At 59.1% G+C, this 19,627-nt stretch carries 21 protein-coding genes; 14 read left to right on the plus strand and 7 right to left on the minus strand.

Going from position 1 to position 19,627, the window contains the following annotated elements; all coding sequences use genetic code 11:
- Window positions 1-44 precede the first annotated feature (44 nt).
- Complete coding sequence (gene bssR, locus ABLV64_RS23635) at window positions 45-428, plus strand: biofilm formation regulator BssR (RefSeq protein WP_004201285.1); 384 nt, start codon at window positions 45-47, stop codon at window positions 426-428.
- A gap of 115 nt (window positions 429-543) precedes the next feature.
- Window positions 544-1,653 (plus strand): PQQ-dependent sugar dehydrogenase, encoded by a 1,110-nt coding sequence (locus ABLV64_RS23640; RefSeq protein ID WP_217325023.1) that lies wholly within the window; start codon window positions 544-546, stop codon window positions 1,651-1,653.
- 2 nt (window positions 1,654-1,655) lie between these two features.
- Here the strand turns inward: ABLV64_RS23640 and ABLV64_RS23645 are convergent, their stop codons facing one another.
- Entirely contained in the window at window positions 1,656-2,282 is a 627-nt protein-coding gene (locus tag ABLV64_RS23645) for a glutathione S-transferase family protein (RefSeq protein WP_017900142.1), read from the minus strand.
- A 255-nt stretch (window positions 2,283-2,537) separates the two neighbouring features.
- Here ABLV64_RS23645 and dacC point away from each other — a divergent pair, with 255 nt between their 5' ends.
- Entirely contained in the window at window positions 2,538-3,740 is a 1,203-nt protein-coding gene (dacC, locus tag ABLV64_RS23650) for a serine-type D-Ala-D-Ala carboxypeptidase (RefSeq protein WP_004201290.1), read from the plus strand.
- 39 nt (window positions 3,741-3,779) lie between these two features.
- Here dacC and deoR read toward each other — a convergent pair whose 3' ends face one another.
- A complete protein-coding gene (gene deoR, locus ABLV64_RS23655) occupies window positions 3,780-4,538 on the minus strand; it encodes a DNA-binding transcriptional repressor DeoR (protein WP_004151717.1) in 759 nt (252 codons plus the stop codon).
- Between the two features lie 102 nt (window positions 4,539-4,640).
- Window positions 4,641-5,234 (minus strand): undecaprenyl-diphosphate phosphatase, encoded by a 594-nt coding sequence (gene ybjG / locus ABLV64_RS23660; protein WP_004201292.1) that lies wholly within the window; start codon window positions 5,232-5,234, stop codon window positions 4,641-4,643.
- Window positions 5,235-5,560: 326 nt separating this feature from the next.
- On the opposite strand from ybjG, the gene kdeA reads away from it, so the two are divergent.
- A complete protein-coding gene (gene kdeA / locus ABLV64_RS23665; protein WP_004201293.1) occupies window positions 5,561-6,793 on the plus strand; it encodes a multidrug efflux MFS transporter KdeA in 1,233 nt (410 codons plus the stop codon).
- Between the two features lie 38 nt (window positions 6,794-6,831).
- Here kdeA and ABLV64_RS23670 read toward each other — a convergent pair whose 3' ends face one another.
- Window positions 6,832-7,644, minus strand: a complete 813-nt coding sequence (locus ABLV64_RS23670; RefSeq protein ID WP_017900140.1) for a Cof-type HAD-IIB family hydrolase — start codon at window positions 7,642-7,644, stop codon at window positions 6,832-6,834.
- Complete coding sequence (locus tag ABLV64_RS23675; protein WP_017900139.1) at window positions 7,644-8,846, minus strand: MFS transporter; 1,203 nt, start codon at window positions 8,844-8,846, stop codon at window positions 7,644-7,646. The genes ABLV64_RS23670 and ABLV64_RS23675 overlap by 1 nt, the downstream gene beginning before the upstream one ends.
- Before the next feature lie 82 nt (window positions 8,847-8,928).
- Here ABLV64_RS23675 and ABLV64_RS23680 point away from each other — a divergent pair, with 82 nt between their 5' ends.
- Window positions 8,929-9,492, plus strand: a complete 564-nt coding sequence (locus ABLV64_RS23680) for a TetR family transcriptional regulator (protein WP_080828291.1) — start codon at window positions 8,929-8,931, stop codon at window positions 9,490-9,492.
- A gap of 178 nt (window positions 9,493-9,670) precedes the next feature.
- On the opposite strand, the gene ABLV64_RS23685 is transcribed toward ABLV64_RS23680, so the two are convergent.
- The gene (locus tag ABLV64_RS23685) at window positions 9,671-11,356 is read right to left on the minus strand and encodes an aspartate:alanine antiporter (protein ID WP_004179131.1); all 1,686 of its coding nucleotides are present in this window, start codon (window positions 11,354-11,356) and stop codon (window positions 9,671-9,673) included.
- Window positions 11,357-11,623: 267 nt separating this feature from the next.
- Here ABLV64_RS23685 and ybjM point away from each other — a divergent pair, with 267 nt between their 5' ends.
- A complete protein-coding gene (ybjM, locus tag ABLV64_RS23690; RefSeq protein ID WP_004201325.1) occupies window positions 11,624-12,007 on the plus strand; it encodes an inner membrane protein YbjM in 384 nt (127 codons plus the stop codon).
- A 6-nt stretch (window positions 12,008-12,013) separates the two neighbouring features.
- Here ybjM and ABLV64_RS23695 read toward each other — a convergent pair whose 3' ends face one another.
- The gene (locus ABLV64_RS23695) at window positions 12,014-12,277 is read right to left on the minus strand and encodes a GrxA family glutaredoxin (protein WP_002896352.1); all 264 of its coding nucleotides are present in this window, start codon (window positions 12,275-12,277) and stop codon (window positions 12,014-12,016) included.
- Window positions 12,278-12,479: 202 nt separating this feature from the next.
- Between ABLV64_RS23695 and ABLV64_RS23700 the strand changes: the two genes are divergently transcribed.
- From ABLV64_RS23700 to potI, 8 genes are all read left to right on the plus strand, one after another.
- Complete coding sequence (locus ABLV64_RS23700) at window positions 12,480-12,767, plus strand: YbjC family protein (protein WP_032455809.1); 288 nt, start codon at window positions 12,480-12,482, stop codon at window positions 12,765-12,767.
- The gene (nfsA, locus tag ABLV64_RS23705) at window positions 12,751-13,473 is read left to right on the plus strand and encodes a nitroreductase NfsA (RefSeq protein ID WP_004201327.1); all 723 of its coding nucleotides are present in this window, start codon (window positions 12,751-12,753) and stop codon (window positions 13,471-13,473) included. The genes ABLV64_RS23700 and nfsA overlap by 17 nt, the downstream gene beginning before the upstream one ends.
- Window positions 13,474-13,587: 114 nt before the next feature.
- Window positions 13,588-14,490 (plus strand): 30S ribosomal protein S6--L-glutamate ligase, encoded by a 903-nt coding sequence (gene rimK / locus ABLV64_RS23710; RefSeq protein WP_004201328.1) that lies wholly within the window; start codon window positions 13,588-13,590, stop codon window positions 14,488-14,490.
- An 88-nt stretch (window positions 14,491-14,578) separates the two neighbouring features.
- The gene (locus ABLV64_RS23715) at window positions 14,579-15,058 is read left to right on the plus strand and encodes a YbjN domain-containing protein (RefSeq protein WP_017899416.1); all 480 of its coding nucleotides are present in this window, start codon (window positions 14,579-14,581) and stop codon (window positions 15,056-15,058) included.
- 348 nt (window positions 15,059-15,406) lie between these two features.
- Complete coding sequence (gene potF / locus ABLV64_RS23720) at window positions 15,407-16,519, plus strand: spermidine/putrescine ABC transporter substrate-binding protein PotF (RefSeq protein ID WP_004201329.1); 1,113 nt, start codon at window positions 15,407-15,409, stop codon at window positions 16,517-16,519.
- 161 nt (window positions 16,520-16,680) lie between these two features.
- Window positions 16,681-17,814 carry a putrescine ABC transporter ATP-binding subunit PotG gene (potG, locus tag ABLV64_RS23725; RefSeq protein WP_002896370.1) on the plus strand — a complete coding sequence of 378 codons (1,134 nt, stop codon included), beginning with the start codon at window positions 16,681-16,683 and terminating at the stop codon, window positions 17,812-17,814.
- 10 nt (window positions 17,815-17,824) lie between these two features.
- A complete protein-coding gene (gene potH / locus ABLV64_RS23730) occupies window positions 17,825-18,778 on the plus strand; it encodes a putrescine ABC transporter permease PotH (protein WP_017899417.1) in 954 nt (317 codons plus the stop codon).
- On the plus strand, window positions 18,775-19,620 hold the full coding sequence (gene potI, locus ABLV64_RS23735) for a putrescine ABC transporter permease PotI (RefSeq protein WP_002896372.1): 846 nt from the start codon (window positions 18,775-18,777) through the stop codon (window positions 19,618-19,620). The genes potH and potI overlap by 4 nt, the downstream gene beginning before the upstream one ends.
- Window positions 19,621-19,627 lie beyond the last annotated feature (7 nt).

Raw genomic sequence — 19,627 nt, forward strand, 5'->3', positions numbered from 1 at the left:
ACCGTATTATGGATAGGGTAAAGGACGACAGAGGAGGAACCGTGATGACCGTTGACAGACTATACCGCCACCTTTTGCAGAAGCTCATTAACGCCAATATCGATATTGACGCCTATCTGCAGCTGCGGAAGGCCAAAGGCTACATGTCAGTCAGCGAAAATGACCATCTGCGTGAAAACTTGTTTGAGCTTTGCCGTGAAATGCGTGCCCAGGCGCCGCGCCTGCAGCATGTCATTTCACCGGAGGAAAAGGATGCCCTTCGTTTGGCCGGCGAGTCCGTCGCCGCCGCTGCAGTATGCCTGATGAGCGGGCATCATGATTGTCCGCTGTACATCGCTGTTAACGTAGAGAAGCTAGAACGCTGTCTGACAGGATTGACTTCAAATATTCATAAATTGAATAAATTGTCGCCAATTCCTCATGCCTGATCGGCTGAAACCCAGGGGAAGTGGATGCTTCCCCTGTTAAAGGTTATGTAAAAATCCCCGCGCAAATTTCCCCGCTGGCTACCCTTTAGCGCAGAGCTGACGAAAGGAGAATGCCATGCGTCCGATCCCGCTGCTGTTGCTATTGAGCGCCCTGTCGCTGCCGGCCCTGAGCCAGGCCGCGGCGCGGGTGGAGGTATTGCAGAACCGGCTGGCCCATCCGTGGAGCCTGGCATTTCTCCCCGGCGACCAGGGCATGTTGATCACCCTGCGTGGCGGCGAGCTCAAGCGCTGGCAACCGGGTAAAGGCCTGTCGGAGCCGATAGCCGGCGTGCCGCAGGTGTGGGCCAACGGCCAGGGGGGCTTACTGGACGTGGCGCTGGCCCCGGATTTCGCGCAGTCGCGGCGGGTGTGGCTAAGCTATGCGGAAAGCGACGCCAGCGGCAAAGCGGGCACCGCGGTGGGCTACGGGCAGTTGAGCCAGGATGCCACCCAACTGACGAATTTCACCGTGGTGTTTCGCCAGCAGCCGAAACTCTCCGTCGGCAATCATTTTGGCGGCCGGCTGGTGTTTGACGGCAAAGGGCATCTCTTTGTTGGCCTCGGGGAGAACAATCAGCGTCCCACCGCTCAGGATCTCGACAAGCTGCAGGGAAAAGTGGTCCGCCTGACGGAGAACGGGGGTGTGCCGCCGGATAATCCCTTTGTTGGCCGGGCCGACGTGAGGCCGGAGATCTGGGCCTACGGCATCCGCAACCCACAGGGGATGGCGATAAATCCGTGGAGCGGGGCGCTGTGGCTGAACGAGCACGGCCCGCGCGGCGGGGATGAAATTAATATCCCGCAGGCGGGAAAAAACTACGGCTGGCCGCTGGCGACGCACGGCATTAACTACAGCGGCCTGCCCATTCCGGAGGCCAGGGGCAAAACGGTTCCGGGAACCGAGCCTCCCCTGTATGTCTGGCCGGTCTCACCCGGGGTAAGCGGGATGGCCTTCTACGCGGCGCAGACCTTTCCCCAGTGGCAACATAAGCTGTTTATCGGCGCGCTGAAGGAGACGTCGCTGATTGTCCTGGCGGTGGACGGCAACCAGGTCCGCGAGGAGGGGCGCCTGCTGGAGGCGCGCGGGAAACGCATCCGCGACGTTCGCGTGGGACCCGACGGCTATCTGTATGTGTTAACCGACGAGTCTAACGGCGAGCTATTGCGGCTGAGTCCGGAGAAGTAGCGTCAGGTGACCGGGATCTGCACCACTTCGCGCCAGGCGGGACGCTGGCTAATCTGCTGATACCAGCGCTGCAGATGGGGCCGCGGTTGCCAGCTGTCGAGGATCGACAACAGGTTGTAGACGAAGGGGGCGACGGCAATATCGCCAAGGCCGAACTGCTCGCCAGAGAGCCACGGCATTTTGGCCAGTTCGTCATCCAGCATGGCGAATAGCGCTTCGCAGGCGCTGATCCCCGCGGCTATGGCCGCCGGGTCGCGTTGCTCCGGCGGCGTCCTCACCAGGCCCATTAACACCGGGCGATGGGCGGGAGAGAGGGTGCCGTTGGACCAGTCCATCCACTTTTCGCCTTGCGCGCGCTGCGCCGGCGCGGCCAGCCACAGACGGTCAACGCCATACTGGGCGGCAAGGTAGCGAATAATCGTATTTGATTCCCACAACACCACCCCGGTGGCATCGTCCTTTAACAGCGGCACCAGCCCGTTGGGGTTCATCGCCAGATATTCCGGGTCATGATTGAGACCAAACTCCAGCCCGGCGAGGATCTGCTCATACGGAAGATCCAGCTCCTCCAGCACCCAGCGCACTTTCTTCACGTTGGTCGAATTATTACGTCCCCACAGTGTAATCATTTTCGCTCCTGAGTTTGTTTCACTGCCGTTGCAGCGCGATCGGCGATCATGTTGGGATAAAGTTAATATTTAGGCAATCACGATCAAAAAAATTGTTCTGATTAAAGCACGGCGGCATGTTATTGCGTAAACTTTAAAAACTTTACCAACTCGCTGTTTCTTTAAGGTCATTTGTACGCTTTACTCACCGGTTGCTGCGGCGCGGTCAGAGTGGCGCGGCATATTTTGTTTGGAAAGGATACTTGGGTGGCTCTTATGATGCATGACGCTTTTTCCCTTCGCGGCCTCGCGGCAGGTTGCGCGCTGTTATTTCTTGTCGCACCTGCGGTGCAGGCTGCAGAACAACTCCCCGACGCCCCTTCGATTGACGCTCGCGCCTGGATCCTGATGGACTACGCCAGCGGGAAGGTGCTGAGCGAAGGCAATGCCGATGAAAAACTCGACCCGGCCAGTCTGACGAAGATCATGACCAGCTACGTGGTGGGGCAGGCGATAAAAGCGGGAAAAATTAAACTGACCGATATGGTGACCGTCGGACGCGATGCCTGGGCGACCGGCAACCCGGCGCTGCGCGGCTCATCGGTGATGTTCCTCAAGCCCGGCATGCAGGTTTCCGTGGAAGATCTGAACAAAGGGGTCATCATTCAGTCCGGTAACGACGCCAGCATTGCCATTGCGGACTACGTGGCGGGCAGCCAGGATGCTTTCGTCAGCCTGATGAACGGCTACGCCAAAAAAATGGGGCTGACCAACACCACCTTTATGACCGTTCACGGCCTTGATGCGCCGGGGCAGTTCAGTACCGCTCGCGATATGGCGTTGTTGACCAAAGCGATGATCCACGATGTACCGGAAGAGTACGCGGTACATAAAGAGAAAGAGTTCACCTTTAATAAAATTCGTCAGCCAAACCGTAACCGTCTGCTGTGGAGCACCAACCTCAACGCCGATGGCGTGAAAACCGGGACCACCGCCGGGGCCGGCTATAACCTGGTTTCTTCGGCCACGCAGGGCGATATGCGTCTGATTGCCGTGGTGCTGGGGACCAAAACCGACCGCATTCGTTTTAACGAGTCAGAAAAACTGCTGACCTGGGGCTTCCGCTTCTATGAAACCGTGACGCCGATTAAACCGGATGCCACCTTCGTCACTCAGCGCGTGTGGTTTGGCGACAGCAGCGAAGCGAAACTGGGGGCTGGCGAAGCGGGCTCTATCACCCTGCCGAAGGGGCAGTTGAAAAACCTGAAAGCCAGCTACACCTTAAACCAGCCGCAGCTTACCGCGCCGCTGGAGAAGGGGCAGGTGGTCGGGACTATCGACTTTAAGCTGAATGATAAAACCATCGAGCAGCGCCCGCTGATCGTCATGGAGCCGGTGAAAGAAGGTGGCTTCTTCAGCCGAATGATCGACTTCGTACTGATGAAATTGCACGGCTGGTTCGGCAGCTGGTTCTCCTGATGTCATGACCGCGCCCGGCGGGGCGCGGTCCGTTCATGTTCAGTACAGCAGCGAAATCTGCTGCGCCTTCGCCAGCGCGACCAGCTCGTCATCCGGGCAGATATCGCTGGCGATCACATCAAACTTTGCTAACGCCCCCATGCGCGCCGGACGCACTTTGCCGAACTTGCTGTGGTCTACCACCAGCACGTGGTAGCGCGCGTGTCGCATCGCCCAGTGCTTGACCGGCAGTTCCTCCAGGTTATAGCAGGTTGCCCCTTGCTCGCAGTCAATGCCCGCCGCCGAGTAAAAGGCGATGTCAGGGCTCAGATGGCTGAGGGTATCCTCAAGGCTCAGCGGCATAAAAATCGCGTTGCTGGCATGAAATTCCCCACCGCACAGGACCGCGCGGCACTGGGGCTTTTCCTGCAGGGCCAGAAAGGTGTTCAGGGAGTAGCAGACGCCGGTGAAGGGCAGAGCGTCGTCAATGGCGTCGATGATCCACGGGGTGGTGGTCCCGCAGTCGAAGAAGGCCATCTGATGGGCCTCCAGCAGCGCGGCCGCATGGCGGGCGGCGCGGCGTTTTTCCTCGACCAGCCGGGTTTTTTGGTCGCTGAGCAGGTAATGGGTGGCGCTGCGCGGCTCCAGCACAATGTATCCGCCGAGCAGCACGACCGGACCGCTGTGGCCGTTGAGGTCGCGACGAATGGTCATTTCCGACACCCCGAGCAGGGATGCCGCTTCTTTCAGATGCAGCTTATCGCTGCGCTTGAGTGCCTGAATGAGCTGACTGATGCGTTCGTCACGGCGAGTTTCCATATTCCCTCTGCGCTAAAATCGCCCTGCGGAGGCAGGGCGTTAGCGGGATTTTACCTGTCGCTTGCGGGTTAGTCACGCGGTCGCCGCCGCGACGGTCGGCGTTTAGCCGCGCACCCAGCCTTTGCGGATCGGCAGGGAGAAGCAGAGGCGATAGAGGCGCTGCAGCTGACGGTACAGCGCCGAGCCGACAGTATGCCAGATTAGCGCCGCGCCAAGGCAGCCGCACATCCCGGCCAGCAGGCCGCCGACCATATCCAGCGGCCAGTGGACGCCGAGATAGACGCGGGACCACGCGATGGCGGCGGCAAGGGCCATCAGCAGGGCGCCGGACCAGACGCGGTGCCAGAACAGGAAGGCCAGGGCAAAGGTAAAGCTGACGGTGCCGTGGTCGCTGGGGAAGGAATCGTCCGCCGCGTGGTGCAGGAAGTTATAGCCCACGCCAGCGACAAACGGCCGATCGTGCGGATAGAGGTGGCCGATCGCCCATGAGACGGTCAGGCTGATGCTCAGCGCCAGCATCAGCTTAAACACCATCTGCCGCTGGGCAGGCCCCCACAGCCACAAGGTCACCACCAGCAGGGGCACGATCAGAATCAGATCTTTAGCGATGAAAATCGCCACCTCAATGGCCCACTGCGGCGAGGCCGGGGTCGCGTTGAGCAGGGCGAACAGCGCGTAGTTAATATTTTCCAGCATAGACTTCCAGGCTCGTTGGTCCGATAGCAAATAAGCCGCTTACCCTAAATAAAAGCGGTGCGGAGATAAAGCAGTATTGTCTTAAATATCAGGTTGTTAAGAAATGTCGCCTTCTGAGGTGCGGCGCTAACCCCCTGAAAAGCGTCAGTATATCCTTTGTCACATGGCTGAAACATAAACGGAATATATACGCAGAGTGAATTGCTAAGGCGAGCCCTGATGCTGGCGCGCAACTCGCAATATTGTGCGGTGTCACCCACAATTCACTATCTCCGCGCCGGGAGTTTCATTACACTTTGCGCGATTTTTGATAGATAAGAGATTTCATGCAAAATTATTCGCTTTCAGGTCGCCGCCTCGGAAGGCAGGCGCTGCTGTTCCCGCTATGTCTGGTGCTGTACGAGTTTTCCACCTATATCGGCAACGATATGATCCAGCCGGGTATGCTGGCCGTGGTTCAGGAGTTTCAGGTGGGCAACGAGTGGGTACCCACCTCGATGACCGCTTATCTGGCCGGCGGCATGTTTCTACAGTGGCTGCTAGGGCCGCTGTCGGACCGTATTGGCCGCCGTCCGGTGATGTTGACCGGGGTGGTGTGGTTTATCGTCACCTGCCTGGCGACGCTGCTGGCGCAGACCATTGAACAGTTCACCCTGCTGCGCTTCCTGCAGGGGATCAGCCTGTGTTTTATCGGCGCGGTCGGCTACGCGGCGATCCAGGAGTCCTTTGAGGAGGCGGTGTGTATTAAAATCACCGCCCTGATGGCCAACGTGGCGCTGATTGCCCCGCTGCTGGGGCCGCTGGTGGGCGCCGCCTGGGTGCATATCCTGCCGTGGGAGATGATGTTCGTGCTGTTCGCCGTGCTGGCGGCTATCTCGTTTGTCGGCCTGCAGCGGGCGATGCCGGAAACCGCGACGCGACTGGGTGAAAAGCTGTCGGTCAAAGAGCTGGGCCGCGACTATCGGCTGGTGCTAAAGAACCTGCGCTTCGTCGCCGGTGCGCTGGCTACCGGCTTTGTCAGCCTGCCGCTGCTGGCGTGGATCGCCCAGTCGCCGGTGATTATTATCAGCGGCGAACAGGCGACAAGCTATGAGTATGGCATGCTGCAGGTGCCGATTTTCGGCGCGCTGATTGCCGGCAACCTGGTGCTGGCGCGCCTGACTTCGCGCCGTACCGTGCGCTCGCTGATTATCATGGGCGGCTGGCCTATCGTGTTTGGCCTGCTCCTCTCCGCGGCGGCGACGGTGGTCTCTTCCCACGCCTATCTGTGGATGACCGCCGGTCTGAGCTTCTACGCCTTCGGGATTGGCCTGGCGAACGCCGGCCTGGTGCGCTTAACCCTGTTCGCCAGCGAGATGAGCAAAGGCACGGTTTCGGCGGCGATGGGGATGCTGCAGATGCTGATCTTCACCGTCGGCATCGAGCTCAGCAAACATGCTTACGAGCTCGGCGGCAACGGGCTGTTCAGCCTGTTTAACCTGTTGGGCGGGGTACTGTGGCTGGGGCTGATGATCTACTTCCTGAAAGATAAAAGCGTCGGCAATTCGCAGCAGGGATAACCGGTTGAAAACCCGGATGCGCTCGCATCCGGGTCTTATCAGGCGAATGGCGCTTCGCGATCCAATACCTTATCGATAATCTGCAGAACACCCTCTTCGTTATTGTGCGGCGCGTGATAGCGGGCGACGGCTTTGACGTCTTCCCGGGCGTTGGCCATGGCGAAGCCAAATCCGGCGTGCTGCAGCATTTCGATATCGTTGCCGCTGTCGCCGAACGCCACCACCTCGTGATCTTCAATACCCCAGCGCTGTTGCAAAATACGCAGGCCGTTGGCTTTGTGCACCCCCGGGATAATTAAGTCGATGCTACCGTAGCCGGTGGCTACCGCTGTCACCATGTCCCCCAGCGCCGCGTGCAGCTTCGGCTGAATTTCCGGGATCAGGCGGTCCGGCACGTTGAGACCAAATTTGAGGATGGTGTCATCGAGATGGTTAAAATCATCCACCAGTTCAAGGCGGTGATAATACTTCGCCGCCACCGTCTTCAGCGCGTCGTTGTAGCGGTTGAGGGTGTAGGCGCTGCGCTTCCCGCAGGCGATGATTTCGATATTCGGCAGCGTCTGCAGATGGTCGACCACGGCGTTGAAATGGTGAACCGGCAGCTGGCAGTTGAAGACGTCTTCATTGTCGCTCACCACCCAGCCGCCGTTTTCCGCCACGAAGGCGATCTGGTGGGCGATCTCCGGGAAGAAGGAGATCAGCTGGTAGTACTGGTTGCCGCTGGCGACCACGAAGCGAATGTTTTGCTCGCGCATTCGCTGATACTGGGCGAGGAAGCGCGGCCGGTTGTAAGTTTTGGCATCGCTTAAAAAGGTGCCGTCCATATCCACCGCAATCAGTTTGATGCTCATTAGCTGTTCTCCATAACGGGTTCAGACTGTGGCTTAGCCACCGCGCGGGCGACCAGCGCCGCCACCATCACCAGGCCCAGCACCACCATCATGGCGCTGCGCAGGCCGAAATGCTCGCCGAGGAAGCCCAGCAGCGGCGGCCCGACGAGGAAAGCAAGATACCCGGTAATCGCCACCACGCTGACGCGCTTAGGGGCATCCGGACCGGTATCGCTGGCGGCGGAGATGGTCAACGGGAAGCCGAGCGAGGCGCCAATGCCCCACAGCAGTACCGAAATGCCCGCCACCCAGGGGTTGTCGACGAAGATAATCAGGCCAATGCCCAGAGCGCCCATCACCGCGCTGCCGCGAACCACCGTCACCCGGCTGTAGCGATCGATAAACCAGCCGCCGGTAAAGCGGCCCAGCGTCATGCCGAGGGTGAAGCCGGCATAGATCAGCGAGCCGGAGGTGGGGCTAAAGCCGTGGCCGTCCACCATCAGCAGCGGCAGCCAGTCATTGGCTGAGCCTTCGGCGAAGGCCATCGCCAGGACGATGACCCCGATAAGCAGCAGCTGCGCATCGCGCCATACCGGCAGACCTTTCGCCTCGCCGTGGGCGGCTTCGGCGGCATTTTTACCGGTACCCTCCGGAATGGCGCGGATAGCAATGGCGATGGGCAGGATGGCCACCAGCGCGGCCGCCAGGATATGCGGGGCGGCGGGAAGGCCGAACCCGGTCACCGCCATGCCCACCCCGGCGCCGAACAAGGTGCCAAAGCTGTAGAAGCCGTGCATCATCGGCAGCACCGTTTTATTCATCTCCCGCTCAACCGCCGCGCCTTCGACGTTAATGGCGACCTCTGCCGAGCCAAAGCTGGCGCCAAAGATGGCCAGACCGAAGGCGAACAGCGGGGCGGAGGCAAGCCACAGCGCCAGGCTGAGCACCAGCATGCCGAGTACGGCGAAGGACATGGTGGTGCGGATGACCTTGCGGGTGCCAAAGCGCTTCACCAGCCACGCCGAGCAGAGAATACCGCTCATCGACCCCACCGACAGGCCAAACAGCACGACGCCCATCTCTGCGGTAGAAAGCGCCAGCAGATCGCGGATCGCCGGCGTGCGGGTGGCCCAGGAGGCCATTAATAAGCCAGGGATGAAAAAGAACATAAACAGCGCCCACAGTCGAAGCTGGAGCGCTCTGCGCGAAGATTGCGTCGTCATCCGTAAACGCCTTAAAGGAGAAGAATGAAGACAACAGTAGCAAGCATGTGTACATTTGTACATAAACCGGAAGAGGAAAATCATGGCCCGTAGACCGAACGATCCGCAGCGCCGCGAGCGCATCCTGCAGGCGACGCTGGACACCATCGCGGCGCACGGCGTCCATGCGGTGACGCACCGTAAAATCGCCACCTTCGCGAATGTGCCGCTGGGGTCGCTGACCTACTATTTCAGCGGCATCGAGGCGCTGATCGAGGAGGCGTTCAGCCTGTTTACCGCCGAGATGTCGGCGCAGTATCAGCAAAGCTTCGCCGGGGTAGCGAACCGGCAACAAGCCTGCGATGCCATCGCGGAGCTGATCTTCAGCGCCCAGGTGACCACGGCGCGCAATATGGAGCTGATGTACCAGCTGTATGCGTTCTGTAGCAGCCAGCCAGCGCTGAAGGCGGTGATGCAGAACTGGATGCGGCGCAGCCAGCAGACGCTGGAGCAGTGGTTTGCCCCTGACACCGCCCGCGGCCTCGACGCCTTTATTGAAGGGATGACCCTGCACTTTGTCACCGACCGCGCGCCGCTGTCGAAGGCGGCGATCCGCATGATGGTCGGGCAGCTGGCGGGGGAGAGGGCGCAGGAAGAGGAGTGCTGAGGCGGCGTTTCACCCGGAATGGCTAAACGCAGGCAACAAAAAACCCATCAACCTTGAACCGAAGTGGCGGGGTTGATGGGCTCCACAAAATGGGGACATCAAAGAAAAGCAGTGGCATTACTTATGACTGATGCCCTGAGAAAAAGTTCTACCTGTGGCGGCTTTTTTCGCAAAAAATTTATTGTAGCCCCGGCCAGATGATCACGATGAGCGTCCCGGCGAGGGTGAGCAGCACGTTGGCGATGGCGTAGGTGCCCGCATAGCCGAGCGCCGGAATGTTGCTGCGCGCGGTATCGCTAATGATCTCCATCGCCGGGGCGCAGGTGCGCGCCCCCATCATGGCGCCGAACAGCATCGCCCGGTTCATGCGCAGCACATAGGCGCCAAACAGGAAGCAGATCACCACCGGCACCAGGCTGACGATAAGCCCTGCCGCCAGCATCTGGCCGCCGACGGCGCCCAGCCCGTTATTGATCCCGGCCCCGGCGCTGAGCCCGACCCCGGCCATAAACACCATCAGGCCAAACTCTTTCACCATGTTCAGCGCCCCCTGCGGGATATAGCCGAAGGTTGGGTGGTTGGCGCGCAGGAAGCCAAGCATGATGCCGGCGAACAGCAGGCCGGCGGCGTTGCCGATGCCGAAGCTGAAGGAGCTGAACTGGAAGGTGATCATGCCGATCATCAGGCCGACGATAAAGAAGGCGCAGAAGGCCAGCAGGTCGGTCACCTGGCTGTGAATGGAGATAAAGCCGATGCGATCGGCAACGGTCTTCACGCGGCGGGCGTCGCCGCTGACCTGCAGCACGTCGCCTTTGTTCAGCACCACGTTGTCGTCGATAGGCATCTCGATCTGGCTGCGAATAACCCGGTTTAAGAAGCAGCCGTGGTCGGTGAGCTTGAGCTGCGCCAGGCGGCGGCCGACGGCGTTGTGGTTTTTGACCACAATCTCTTCGGTGACGATGCGCATGTCGAGCAGATCGCGGTCGAACACCTCTTTACCGTTGCGGAAGCTCGGGTCGAGGCGAGCGTGCGCGTCCGGGTAGCCCACCAGCGCAATATCGTCGCCCATCTGCAGCACCGCGTCGCCGTCCGGGTTGGCCAGAATGCCGTTGCGGCGGATGCGTTCGATATAGCAGCCGGTCTGGCGATAAATGCCCAGCTCGCGCAGATTTTTGCCATCCGCCCACGCCACCAGCTCCGGGCCGACGCGATAGGCGCGGATCACCGGCAGGTAAACTTTACGTTTGGAATCGGTATCGAGGCCGCGCTCGCGGGCGATTTGCTGGGCGCTGGTCTGCAGATCCTGATGCTGCAGCTTGGGCATATAGCGGGCGCCGACGATGAGGCTCACCAGACCAACCAGGTAGGTCAGGGCATAGCCGAGGCTCAGATGGTCAAGCGACTGCGCCAGCTGATCGCTGGGCAGGCCGAAATGGCGCAGAGTGTCCCCCGCGCCCACCAGCACCGGGGTGGAGGTCATCGCCCCCGCCAGCATACCGGCGGTGAGCCCGATATCCCAGCCGAACACTTTACCCAACACCATGGCGATCAGCATCGCGCTGCCGACCATCACCAGCGCCAGCATCAGATAGTTTTTCCCGTCACGGAAAAAAATCGAAAAAAAGTTAGGACCGGCTTCCACGCCGACGCAAAAAATAAACAGCATAAAGCCGAGATTAAGGGCATCGGTGTTAATCGCGAAATGCTGCTGACCTAATAATAGAGAAACGACTAAAACGCCAATGGAATTACCAAGTTGTACTGAGCCGAGACGCAGTTTTCCCAGGCATAGTCCTAATGCAAGTACAACGAATAATAACAGGATGTAATTCCCGTTTAACAAATCTGCGACGTTTATATTCACGAAAGCCAACTTCTCGTTTACTAGTAAGTTGTTGAAGGAAATGGTTATTTGGTCTAAGGTTGCTCAGGCGTTCGCGTTGTCGCGAACCTATTCTGGCACCCTGTTATAACCAGCAAAAATATACCCGCTAGTTTAATCCTTCCTGGATGCGGCGGCTAGTGACAATCGTTTTCAGGCTGGCAGGGGAGTTATTGGCATGGATTGCCGAAATGCTTTATCTGACTGGGCGACGTGGACGTGAGTTAGAGGCAACATCAGGAGGATACGGTGAAATCTGAGCGTAGTTGGGCCGGCATTATCTGTGGCTTCGTTCTGTTCATTGTGGTGTGCTTATCGTTGTTGTTACATATGAAAGGGGCCTTTCGCGCCAGCGGCAACCCGGAGCTGGGCCTGCTCTTCTTTTTGCTGCCAGGAGCGGCGGCGAGCTGTCTCTCTCCCGGTCGGCGGGTGCTGCGTCCTTTGCTCGGCGCGATGCTGGCGGCGCCGGTCTGCATGGTGACGATGCGGCTGTTTTTCGTCACGCACCGGACGTTCTGGCAGGAGATGGCGTGGGTACTGAGCGCGGTGTTCTGGTGTGCGCTGGGGGCGTTGTGCTTTTTGTTTATCTGCGCCTGGCTTGATACCTGGCGCAGTCATTCATCGAGCAAATAAATTTACTCAGGCAAACAGGCCAAGGTTCTCTTTCGCCCAGGCTTCGAAATCGGTGCAACCGCCGATGTGTTTCTGGTCGACGAAAATCTGCGGTACGGTTTCAACCGGTTTGCCGACGGTTTTTTCCAGGTCAGCTTTGCTGATGCCTTCGGCGTGAATATCCACGTAACGGTAGTTAAAATCATCACGCTCGTTGGTCAGTTTTTCGGCCAGCTCTTTGGCGCGAACACAGTAAGGGCAGCCTGGACGACCAAAAATAACGGTAAACATTGCTTCTCTCCTTAAACCTCAGCCGGATGGCGAATGGCGCTTATGATGCCTGCATTGGCCGGTGAGGGAAAGCAGGTTCTGCCTTTTGCTTCGATGGTTTACGGCTATGTTTGATAAATGTCTTACTATCAAAACCCGTATACTGACCCGGCGGCGCGGCGGCATTGGCTGGCGCGTTGCGTTTATCAACCGGAGAGGCGTGATGCGAAAATTTGCCCCGTTGCCGAAAAGCATTCTGCTGGTTGAGATCCTCGGGATGGGGCTGTTAACCCTTGCCTGGCTCTCACTTAACCAGTATGTCCAGCTGCCTGCGTCCATTGCCAGCCCGACCGCGGCGCTGGTGATGCTCTTTGTCGGGATCGTGCTGATGATCCCCGCCGCCATCGTCGTGATGTGGCGGATGGCGCAGATCGTGGCCCCGCAGTTAACCCACTCTCCTGAGCCTGAATCCTTGTCTGACAGAGAAAAACGAAATGACGCCGACCATTGAGCTGCTGCGCAGCCACCGTTCTATCCGCCACTTCACCGATGCGCCCGTGAGCGACGAACAGCGCGCGGCGATTATCGCCAGCGCGCAAGCGGCATCTACCTCGAGTTTTTTACAGTGCACCTCCATCATCCGTATTACTGACCCGGCCCTGCGTGAACGTCTGGTCCCGCTGACCGGCGGCCAGCAGCATGTCGCCCAGGCGGCGGAGTTTTGGGTCTTCTGCGCCGACTTTAATCGCCACCTGCAGATCTGCCCGCAGGCGGAGCTGGGGCTGGCGGAACAGCTGCTGATCGGCGTTGTCGATACGGCGCTGCTGGCGCAGAACGCGCTGACCGCCGCCGAGTCCCTCGGGCTGGGCGGCGTCTATATCGGCGGGTTGCGCAACAGCATCGAGGCGGTGACCGAGCTGCTGGAGCTGCCAAAGCACGTCCTGCCGCTGTTCGGCCTTTGCCTTGGCTGGCCGGCGGATAACCCGGACATCAAGCCGCGGATGCCGGCCGCCATGCTGGTGCATGAGAACCGCTATCAGCCGCTGGATAACGCGCTGTTGGCGGAGTATGACGACCAGTTGGCGCACTATTATCTGTCGCGCGGCAGCAACGCCCGCCGCGATACCTGGAGCGATCATATCCGTCGCACTATCGTGAAAGAGAGTCGTCCGTTTATTCTCGACTATCTGCATAAGCAGGGGTGGGCAACGCGCTGATTACGTGTACACTGCTGCTCCGGCCAGGTGGTATCCACCGCTGGCGGCAGGAAAGGTGAAAATGTGTTCGATAGCTGAGGCCCGCCAGAGCGGGTCTTTTTGCAGAGGTGCAGGATGAAAATTGCCATATTATCCCGGGATGGAACGCTTTATTCATGTCGACGCCTGCGCGAAGCGGCGCAACAGCGCGGGCATCAGGTCGAGATCCTCGATCCGCTTTCCTGTTATATGAACGTCAGTCCGGTGGCCTCGTCGATCCACTACAAAGGTCGCCAGCTGCCGCACTTTGATGCGGTGATCCCGCGCATTGGCTCAGCGATCACTTACTATGGCACCGCTGCCCTGCGACAGTTTGAGCTCCTGGGAAGCTATCCGCTGAACGAATCGGTCGCTATTACCCGCGCTCGCGATAAGCTTCGCTCGCTGCAGCTGCTGGCGCGCCAGGGCATCGATCTGCCGCTGACCGGCATCGCTCACTCCCCCGATGACACCAGCGATCTGATCGCCATGGTCGGCGGCGCGCCGCTGGTGGTGAAGCTGGTGGAGGGCACCCAGGGGATCGGCGTGGTGCTGGCGGAGACCCGTCAGGCGGCGGAGAGCGTGATAGACGCCTTTCGCGGGCTGAACGCCCACATCCTGGTGCAGGAGTACATTGCCGAGGCGAAAGGCTGCGATATTCGCTGCCTGGTGGTCGGCAATGAGGTAGTGGCGGCGATCGAACGGCGGGCGAAAGAGGGCGATTTTCGCTCTAACCTGCACCGCGGCGGCATGGCCTCGGTGGCGCAGATTAGCGACGAGGAGCGGGCCATCGCCATCAAGGCGACGCAAACCCTGGGGCTGGACGTCGCCGGTGTCGATATTTTACGCGCCACCCGCGGGCCGCTGGTGATGGAGGTAAATGCCTCGCCCGGGCTGGAAGGGGTGGAAACCACCTCCGGTGTGGACATCGCCAGCAGGATGATCGCCTGGATCGAGCGCCAGGCGACACCGGAATTCTGTTTGAAAATAGGCGGCTAACCGCCGGATGCAAGACGGCCATGGTATGCGGCGCTTTTTTTGCGTAAGCTATGGCGTCGTTTTTCCACTGTAAGAGGTCACAGGCACTATGGATTCACTGGTCGTTCCAGGTCTGGATACGCTACGTCGCTGGCTGGATGAGATCGGCATCAGCTTTTTTGAGTGCGATTCCTGCCAGGCATTGCACCTGCCGCATATGCAGAATTTCGACGGTATTTTTGATGCCAAAATTGACCTGGTGGACAACGTGGTGCTCTTTTCCGCCCTGGCGGAGGTGAAGCCGACAGCTCTGTTGGCGCTGTCAGCGGATCTCTCGGCCATCAACGCCAGCTCGTTAACCGTGAAGGCGTTTATCGACATTCAGGACGATAATTTGCCCAAGCTGGTGGTCTGCCAGTCGCTGTCTATCGGTCCTGGGGTGACCATGGAGCAGTTCGCCTGGTTCTTCCGCCAAAGCGAGGAGCAGATCTCGATGGTGATCCTCGAAGCCGGCGCCAATCAGCTGTTGTACAAAGGCGAAGAAGAAGAGCCGGCCGCGGAAAACGTGCAATACCATTTTCTTCACTAAACCTGCCTAAAATTAGCGCAGCCACTACCGCAGCGGCTGCGTATTACCCGCTTTTATTCTGTATTTAACCTTTCTTTAAAGCATTATTCACCGCCATTCAGGCCGTTTTGGCTTATCACGTAGACCGTTACTGCATAAAAATTTGATAAAAGGCGTTTTTTTACCTGGGCTATAGCCTCTTATTCTGGCTACAGTTATTCTGGCGATGCTTCCAGTTGCGAGCAACCACTCCGGGAGAGATCCGCTCTCCTTTTCTCAGGCAATGAAAAAATATGCATGATTTTTGCATGCGTAGAAATGCGTATATTTGAGCCCGTAAGTTAACGGGCGTTGAGAAGGAAAAGAGATATGACCGCCTTTGGTAAAAAATGGTTAACAGGTCTGGTTACGGGTGCGCTGATGGCCGTCTCTGCCGGTTCGCTCGCCGCCGAACAAAAAACCCTGCATGTCTATAACTGGTCTGATTATATTGCGCCGGACACTGTGGCCAATTTCGAAAAAGAGACCGGGATTAAAGTCGTGTATGACGTTTTTGATTCCAATGAAGTGCTGGAAGGCAAATTGATGGCCGGCAGCACCGGTTTCGATCTGGTGGTGCCGTCGGCAAGCTTCCTTGAGCGCCAGCTGGCGGCGGGGGTGTTCCAGCCGCTGGATAAGAGCAAGCTGCCCAACTGGAAGAACCTTGATCCCGAAGTGCTGAAGCTGGTCGCCAAGCATGACCCGGATAATAAATACGCTATGCCTTACCTGTGGGCGACGACGGGCATTGGCTATAACGTGGATAAAGTGAAAGCCGTCCTCGGCAAAGATGCGCCGGTGGACAGCTGGGATCTGGTGCTGAAGCCGGAGAATCTTGAAAAACTGAAAAGCTGCGGCGTCTCCTTCCTCGACGCGCCGGAAGAGATTTTCGCCACTGTGCTGAACTACCTTGGCAAGGATCCGAACAGCAGCAAAGCGAATGATTACACCGGTCCGGCTACCGATCTGCTGCTGAAGCTGCGGCCGAACATCCGCTACTTCCACTCTTCGCAATATATTAACGACCTCGCCAATGGCGACATCTGCGTGGCGATCGGCTGGGCAGGGGACGTCTGGCAGGCGGCAAACCGTGCGAAAGAGGCCAAGAACGGCGTCAACGTCTCTTACTTTATTCCGAAAGAGGGCGCGCTGGCGTTCTTTGACGTCTTTGCCATGCCGGCCGACGCCAAAAATAAAGATGAGGCCTATCAGTTCCTTAACTATCTGATGCGCCCGGATGTGATCGCCAAAATCAGCGACCAGGTGTTCTACGCCAACGGCAACAAGGCTTCCACGCCGCTGGTCAGCGAGACTATCCGTAACAACCCGGCGATTTATCCGCCAGCGGATGTGTTCGCCAAACTGTTCACGCTGAAGGTGCAGGATCCGAAGATCGACCGCGTGCGTACCCGCGCGTGGACCAAAGTGAAGAGCGGTAAATAAACTCTGACGGCCCGGTAAGCGGGCCGAATCAGAACGGCACTCGCCGGGAAATGGCAGCGCGCCCGGCGAGCAGAAGCACCAGGATGGTGCACATGCACTGTTAAGCACGAAGTATGGCACCGGACCATATGGTGATCGTTTTTTTGCCGGAGAGCACCCGATTGAACGACGTAATGCCCCGCCCACAGGCGAAAGCCCCCAAAGCGCTGACCCCGCTGCTGGAAATCCGTAACTTAACCAAGTCGTTTGACGGCCAGCATGCTGTCGACGATGTCAGTCTCACTATTTACAAAGGCGAAATTTTTGCTCTGCTGGGCGCATCAGGCTGCGGGAAATCGACCCTGCTGCGCATGCTGGCGGGCTTTGAGCAACCGACCGCCGGACAGATTATGCTCGACGGCGTGGATCTGGCGCGCGTGCCGCCCTATCAGCGGCCTATCAATATGATGTTCCAGTCCTACGCCCTGTTTCCCCATATGACCGTTGAGCAGAATATCGCCTTCGGCCTGAAACAGGATCGTCTGCCGAAGGCGGAAATCACCGCCCGGGTGCAGGAGATGCTGGCTCTGGTGCACATGCAGGAGTTCGCTAAACGTAAGCCGCACCAGCTCTCTGGCGGCCAGCGCCAGCGTGTCGCGCTGGCGCGCAGTCTGGCGAAACGACCTAAGCTGCTGCTGCTCGACGAACCGATGGGGGCGCTGGATAAAAAGCTGCGCGATCGCATGCAGCTGGAGGTGGTGGATATTCTTGAGCGCGTTGGCGTGACCTGCGTGATGGTGACCCACGATCAGGAAGAGGCCATGACCATGGCGGGCCGTATCGCCATCATGAACCGCGGCAAGTTTGTGCAGATTGGCGAACCGGAAGAGATTTACGAACACCCGACCACCCGCTACAGCGCCGAGTTCATCGGCTCGGTGAACGTCTTTGAAGGACTGGTGAAAGAGCGCCTCGAAGATGGCCTGGTGCTGAGCTCGCCGGGCCTGATGCATCCGCTGAAGGTTGACCCCGACGCCTCGGTGGTGGACAACGTGCCGGTATGGGTGGCGCTGCGTCCGGAGAAGATCATGCTGTGCGATGAGCCGCCGGCGGATGGCTACAATTTTGCCGTCGGCGAGGTGATTCATATCGCCTATCTGGGGGATCTCTCTATCTATCATGTGCGCCTGCAAAGCGGGCAGATGATCAGCGCCCAGCTGCAGAATGAGCACCGCCATCGGAAAGGGACGCCCACCTGGGGTGACGAGGTGCGTTTATGCTGGGATGCGGACAGCTGCGTTGTACTGACGGTGTAAGGAGAGGGCGATGAGTACCGTTGAATCCCCGTCAGGGGCGAAAAAACCGGGCGGCTTCGCGCTGTGGGTGGCGCGCCTGCAGATGGCGCATGGCCGCAAGCTGGTGATCGCGCTGCCCTATCTGTGGCTGATCCTGTTGTTTATGCTGCCGTTCCTGATCGTGTTCAAGATAAGTCTTGCCGAGATGGCGCGGGCGATCCCTCCCTACACCGATCTGATGGAGTGGGCGGATGGCCAGCTGACGCTGACCCTTAACTTTGCCAACTTCCTGCAGCTGACCGACGATCCGCTCTATTTCGAGGCTTATCTCCAGTCGCTGCAGGTGGCGGGCATCTCGACGCTCTGCTGCCTGCTGCTGGGCTATCCGCTGGCCTGGGCGGTGGCGCACAGCAAGCCATCGACGCGCAATATTCTGCTGCTGCTGGTGATCCTTCCGTCGTGGACGTCGTTTTTGATCCGCGTCTATGCCTGGATGGGGCTGTTGAAGAGCAACGGGGTGTTGAATAACTTCCTGCTGTGGCTAGGGGTTATCGATCAGCCGCTGGAGATCCTGCACACCAACCTGGCGGTTTATATCGGTATCGTCTATGCCTATCTGCCGTTTATGGTGCTGCCTATCTACACCGCGCTGACCCGCATCGACTATTCGTTGGTGGAGGCCTCGCTGGACCTCGGCGCCCGGCCCCTGAAGACCTTCTTTCAGGTGATCGTTCCGCTCACCAAAGGGGGGATTATCGCTGGCTCCATGCTGGTGTTTATCCCGGCGGTGGGGGAGTTCGTGATCCCGGAGCTGCTGGGCGGGCCGGACAGCATTATGATTGGCCGCGTGCTGTGGCAGGAGTTCTTTAACAACCGCGACTGGCCGGTCGCCTCGGCGGTGGCGATTGTCATGCTGCTGTTGCTGATTGTGCCGATCATGTGGTTCCACAAGCACCAGCAAAAACAGATGGGGGAGCAGGGATGAACGACTTGCCTGTAGTACGCTCGCCGTGGCGCATTCTGATCCTCGTGCTCGGATTCACCTTCCTTTATGCCCCGATGCTGATGCTGGTGATCTACTCGTTCAACAGCTCAAAGCTGGTGACGGTCTGGGCCGGGTGGTCGACGCGCTGGTATAGCGAACTGTTCCACGATGACGCGATGATGAGCGCGGTGGGGCTGAGCCTGACTATCGCCGCCTGCGCGGCGACGGCGGCGGCGATCCTGGGCACCATCGCCGCGGTGGTGATGGTGCGCTTTGGGCGTTTTCGCGGCTCCAACGGCTTCGCGTTTATGATCACCGCGCCGCTGGTCATGCCGGACGTGATCACCGGGCTCTCGCTGCTGCTGCTGTTCGTGGCGCTGGGTCACGCCATCGGCTGGCCGTCGGATCGGGGGATGTTGACCATCTGGCTGGCGCACGTCACCTTCTGTACCGCCTACGTGGCGGTGGTGATCTCCTCGCGCCTGCGTGAGCTGGACCACTCGATCGAAGAGGCGGCGATGGATCTGGGCGCCGCGCCGCTGAAGGTCTTCTTCGTCATCACGCTGCCGATGATTATGCCGGCGGTGATCTCCGGCTGGCTGCTGGCCTTCACGCTGTCGCTGGATGACCTGGTGATCGCCAGCTTTGTCTCCGGTCCCGGGGCCACGACCTTGCCGATGCTGGTCTTCTCCAGCGTGCGCATGGGGGTCAACCCGGAGATCAACGCCCTGGCGACGCTCATCCTTGGCGTGGTCGGTATTGTTGGTTTTATCGCCTGGTATTTGATGGCCCGCGCAGAAAAGCAGCGAGTGCGCGATATCCAGCGTGCAAGACAAGGCTGAACCACCT

The organism is Klebsiella sp. JB_Kp031, assembly GCF_040064295.1.
Classification (GTDB): domain Bacteria; phylum Pseudomonadota; class Gammaproteobacteria; order Enterobacterales; family Enterobacteriaceae; genus Klebsiella; species Klebsiella quasipneumoniae.

Excerpts from the sequence above, each read along its gene's own strand:
- ABLV64_RS23645 (WP_017900142.1), bottom strand. The coding sequence starts at position 2,282 with ATGATTACACTGTGGGGACGTAATAATTCGACCAACGTGAAGAAAGTG.
- rimK (WP_004201328.1), top strand. The coding sequence starts at position 13,588 with ATGAAAATTGCCATATTATCCCGGGATGGAACGCTTTATTCATGTCGA.
- ABLV64_RS23680 (WP_080828291.1), top strand. The coding sequence starts at position 8,929 with ATGGCCCGTAGACCGAACGATCCGCAGCGCCGCGAGCGCATCCTGCAG.
- nfsA (WP_004201327.1), top strand. The coding sequence starts at position 12,751 with ATGACGCCGACCATTGAGCTGCTGCGCAGCCACCGTTCTATCCGCCAC.
- kdeA (WP_004201293.1), top strand. The coding sequence starts at position 5,561 with ATGCAAAATTATTCGCTTTCAGGTCGCCGCCTCGGAAGGCAGGCGCTG.
- potF (WP_004201329.1), top strand. The coding sequence starts at position 15,407 with ATGACCGCCTTTGGTAAAAAATGGTTAACAGGTCTGGTTACGGGTGCG.
- potI (WP_002896372.1), top strand. The coding sequence starts at position 18,775 with ATGAACGACTTGCCTGTAGTACGCTCGCCGTGGCGCATTCTGATCCTC.
- ABLV64_RS23715 (WP_017899416.1), top strand. The coding sequence starts at position 14,579 with ATGGATTCACTGGTCGTTCCAGGTCTGGATACGCTACGTCGCTGGCTG.
- bssR (WP_004201285.1), top strand. The coding sequence starts at position 45 with ATGACCGTTGACAGACTATACCGCCACCTTTTGCAGAAGCTCATTAAC.
- ABLV64_RS23695 (WP_002896352.1), bottom strand. The coding sequence starts at position 12,277 with ATGTTTACCGTTATTTTTGGTCGTCCAGGCTGCCCTTACTGTGTTCGC.
- deoR (WP_004151717.1), bottom strand. The coding sequence starts at position 4,538 with ATGGAAACTCGCCGTGACGAACGCATCAGTCAGCTCATTCAGGCACTC.
- ABLV64_RS23640 (WP_217325023.1), top strand. The coding sequence starts at position 544 with ATGCGTCCGATCCCGCTGCTGTTGCTATTGAGCGCCCTGTCGCTGCCG.
- ABLV64_RS23700 (WP_032455809.1), top strand. The coding sequence starts at position 12,480 with ATGCGAAAATTTGCCCCGTTGCCGAAAAGCATTCTGCTGGTTGAGATC.
- ABLV64_RS23675 (WP_017900139.1), bottom strand. The coding sequence starts at position 8,846 with ATGACGACGCAATCTTCGCGCAGAGCGCTCCAGCTTCGACTGTGGGCG.
- ybjG (WP_004201292.1), bottom strand. The coding sequence starts at position 5,234 with ATGCTGGAAAATATTAACTACGCGCTGTTCGCCCTGCTCAACGCGACC.
- potH (WP_017899417.1), top strand. The coding sequence starts at position 17,825 with ATGAGTACCGTTGAATCCCCGTCAGGGGCGAAAAAACCGGGCGGCTTC.
- dacC (WP_004201290.1), top strand. The coding sequence starts at position 2,538 with ATGATGCATGACGCTTTTTCCCTTCGCGGCCTCGCGGCAGGTTGCGCG.
- ABLV64_RS23670 (WP_017900140.1), bottom strand. The coding sequence starts at position 7,644 with ATGAGCATCAAACTGATTGCGGTGGATATGGACGGCACCTTTTTAAGC.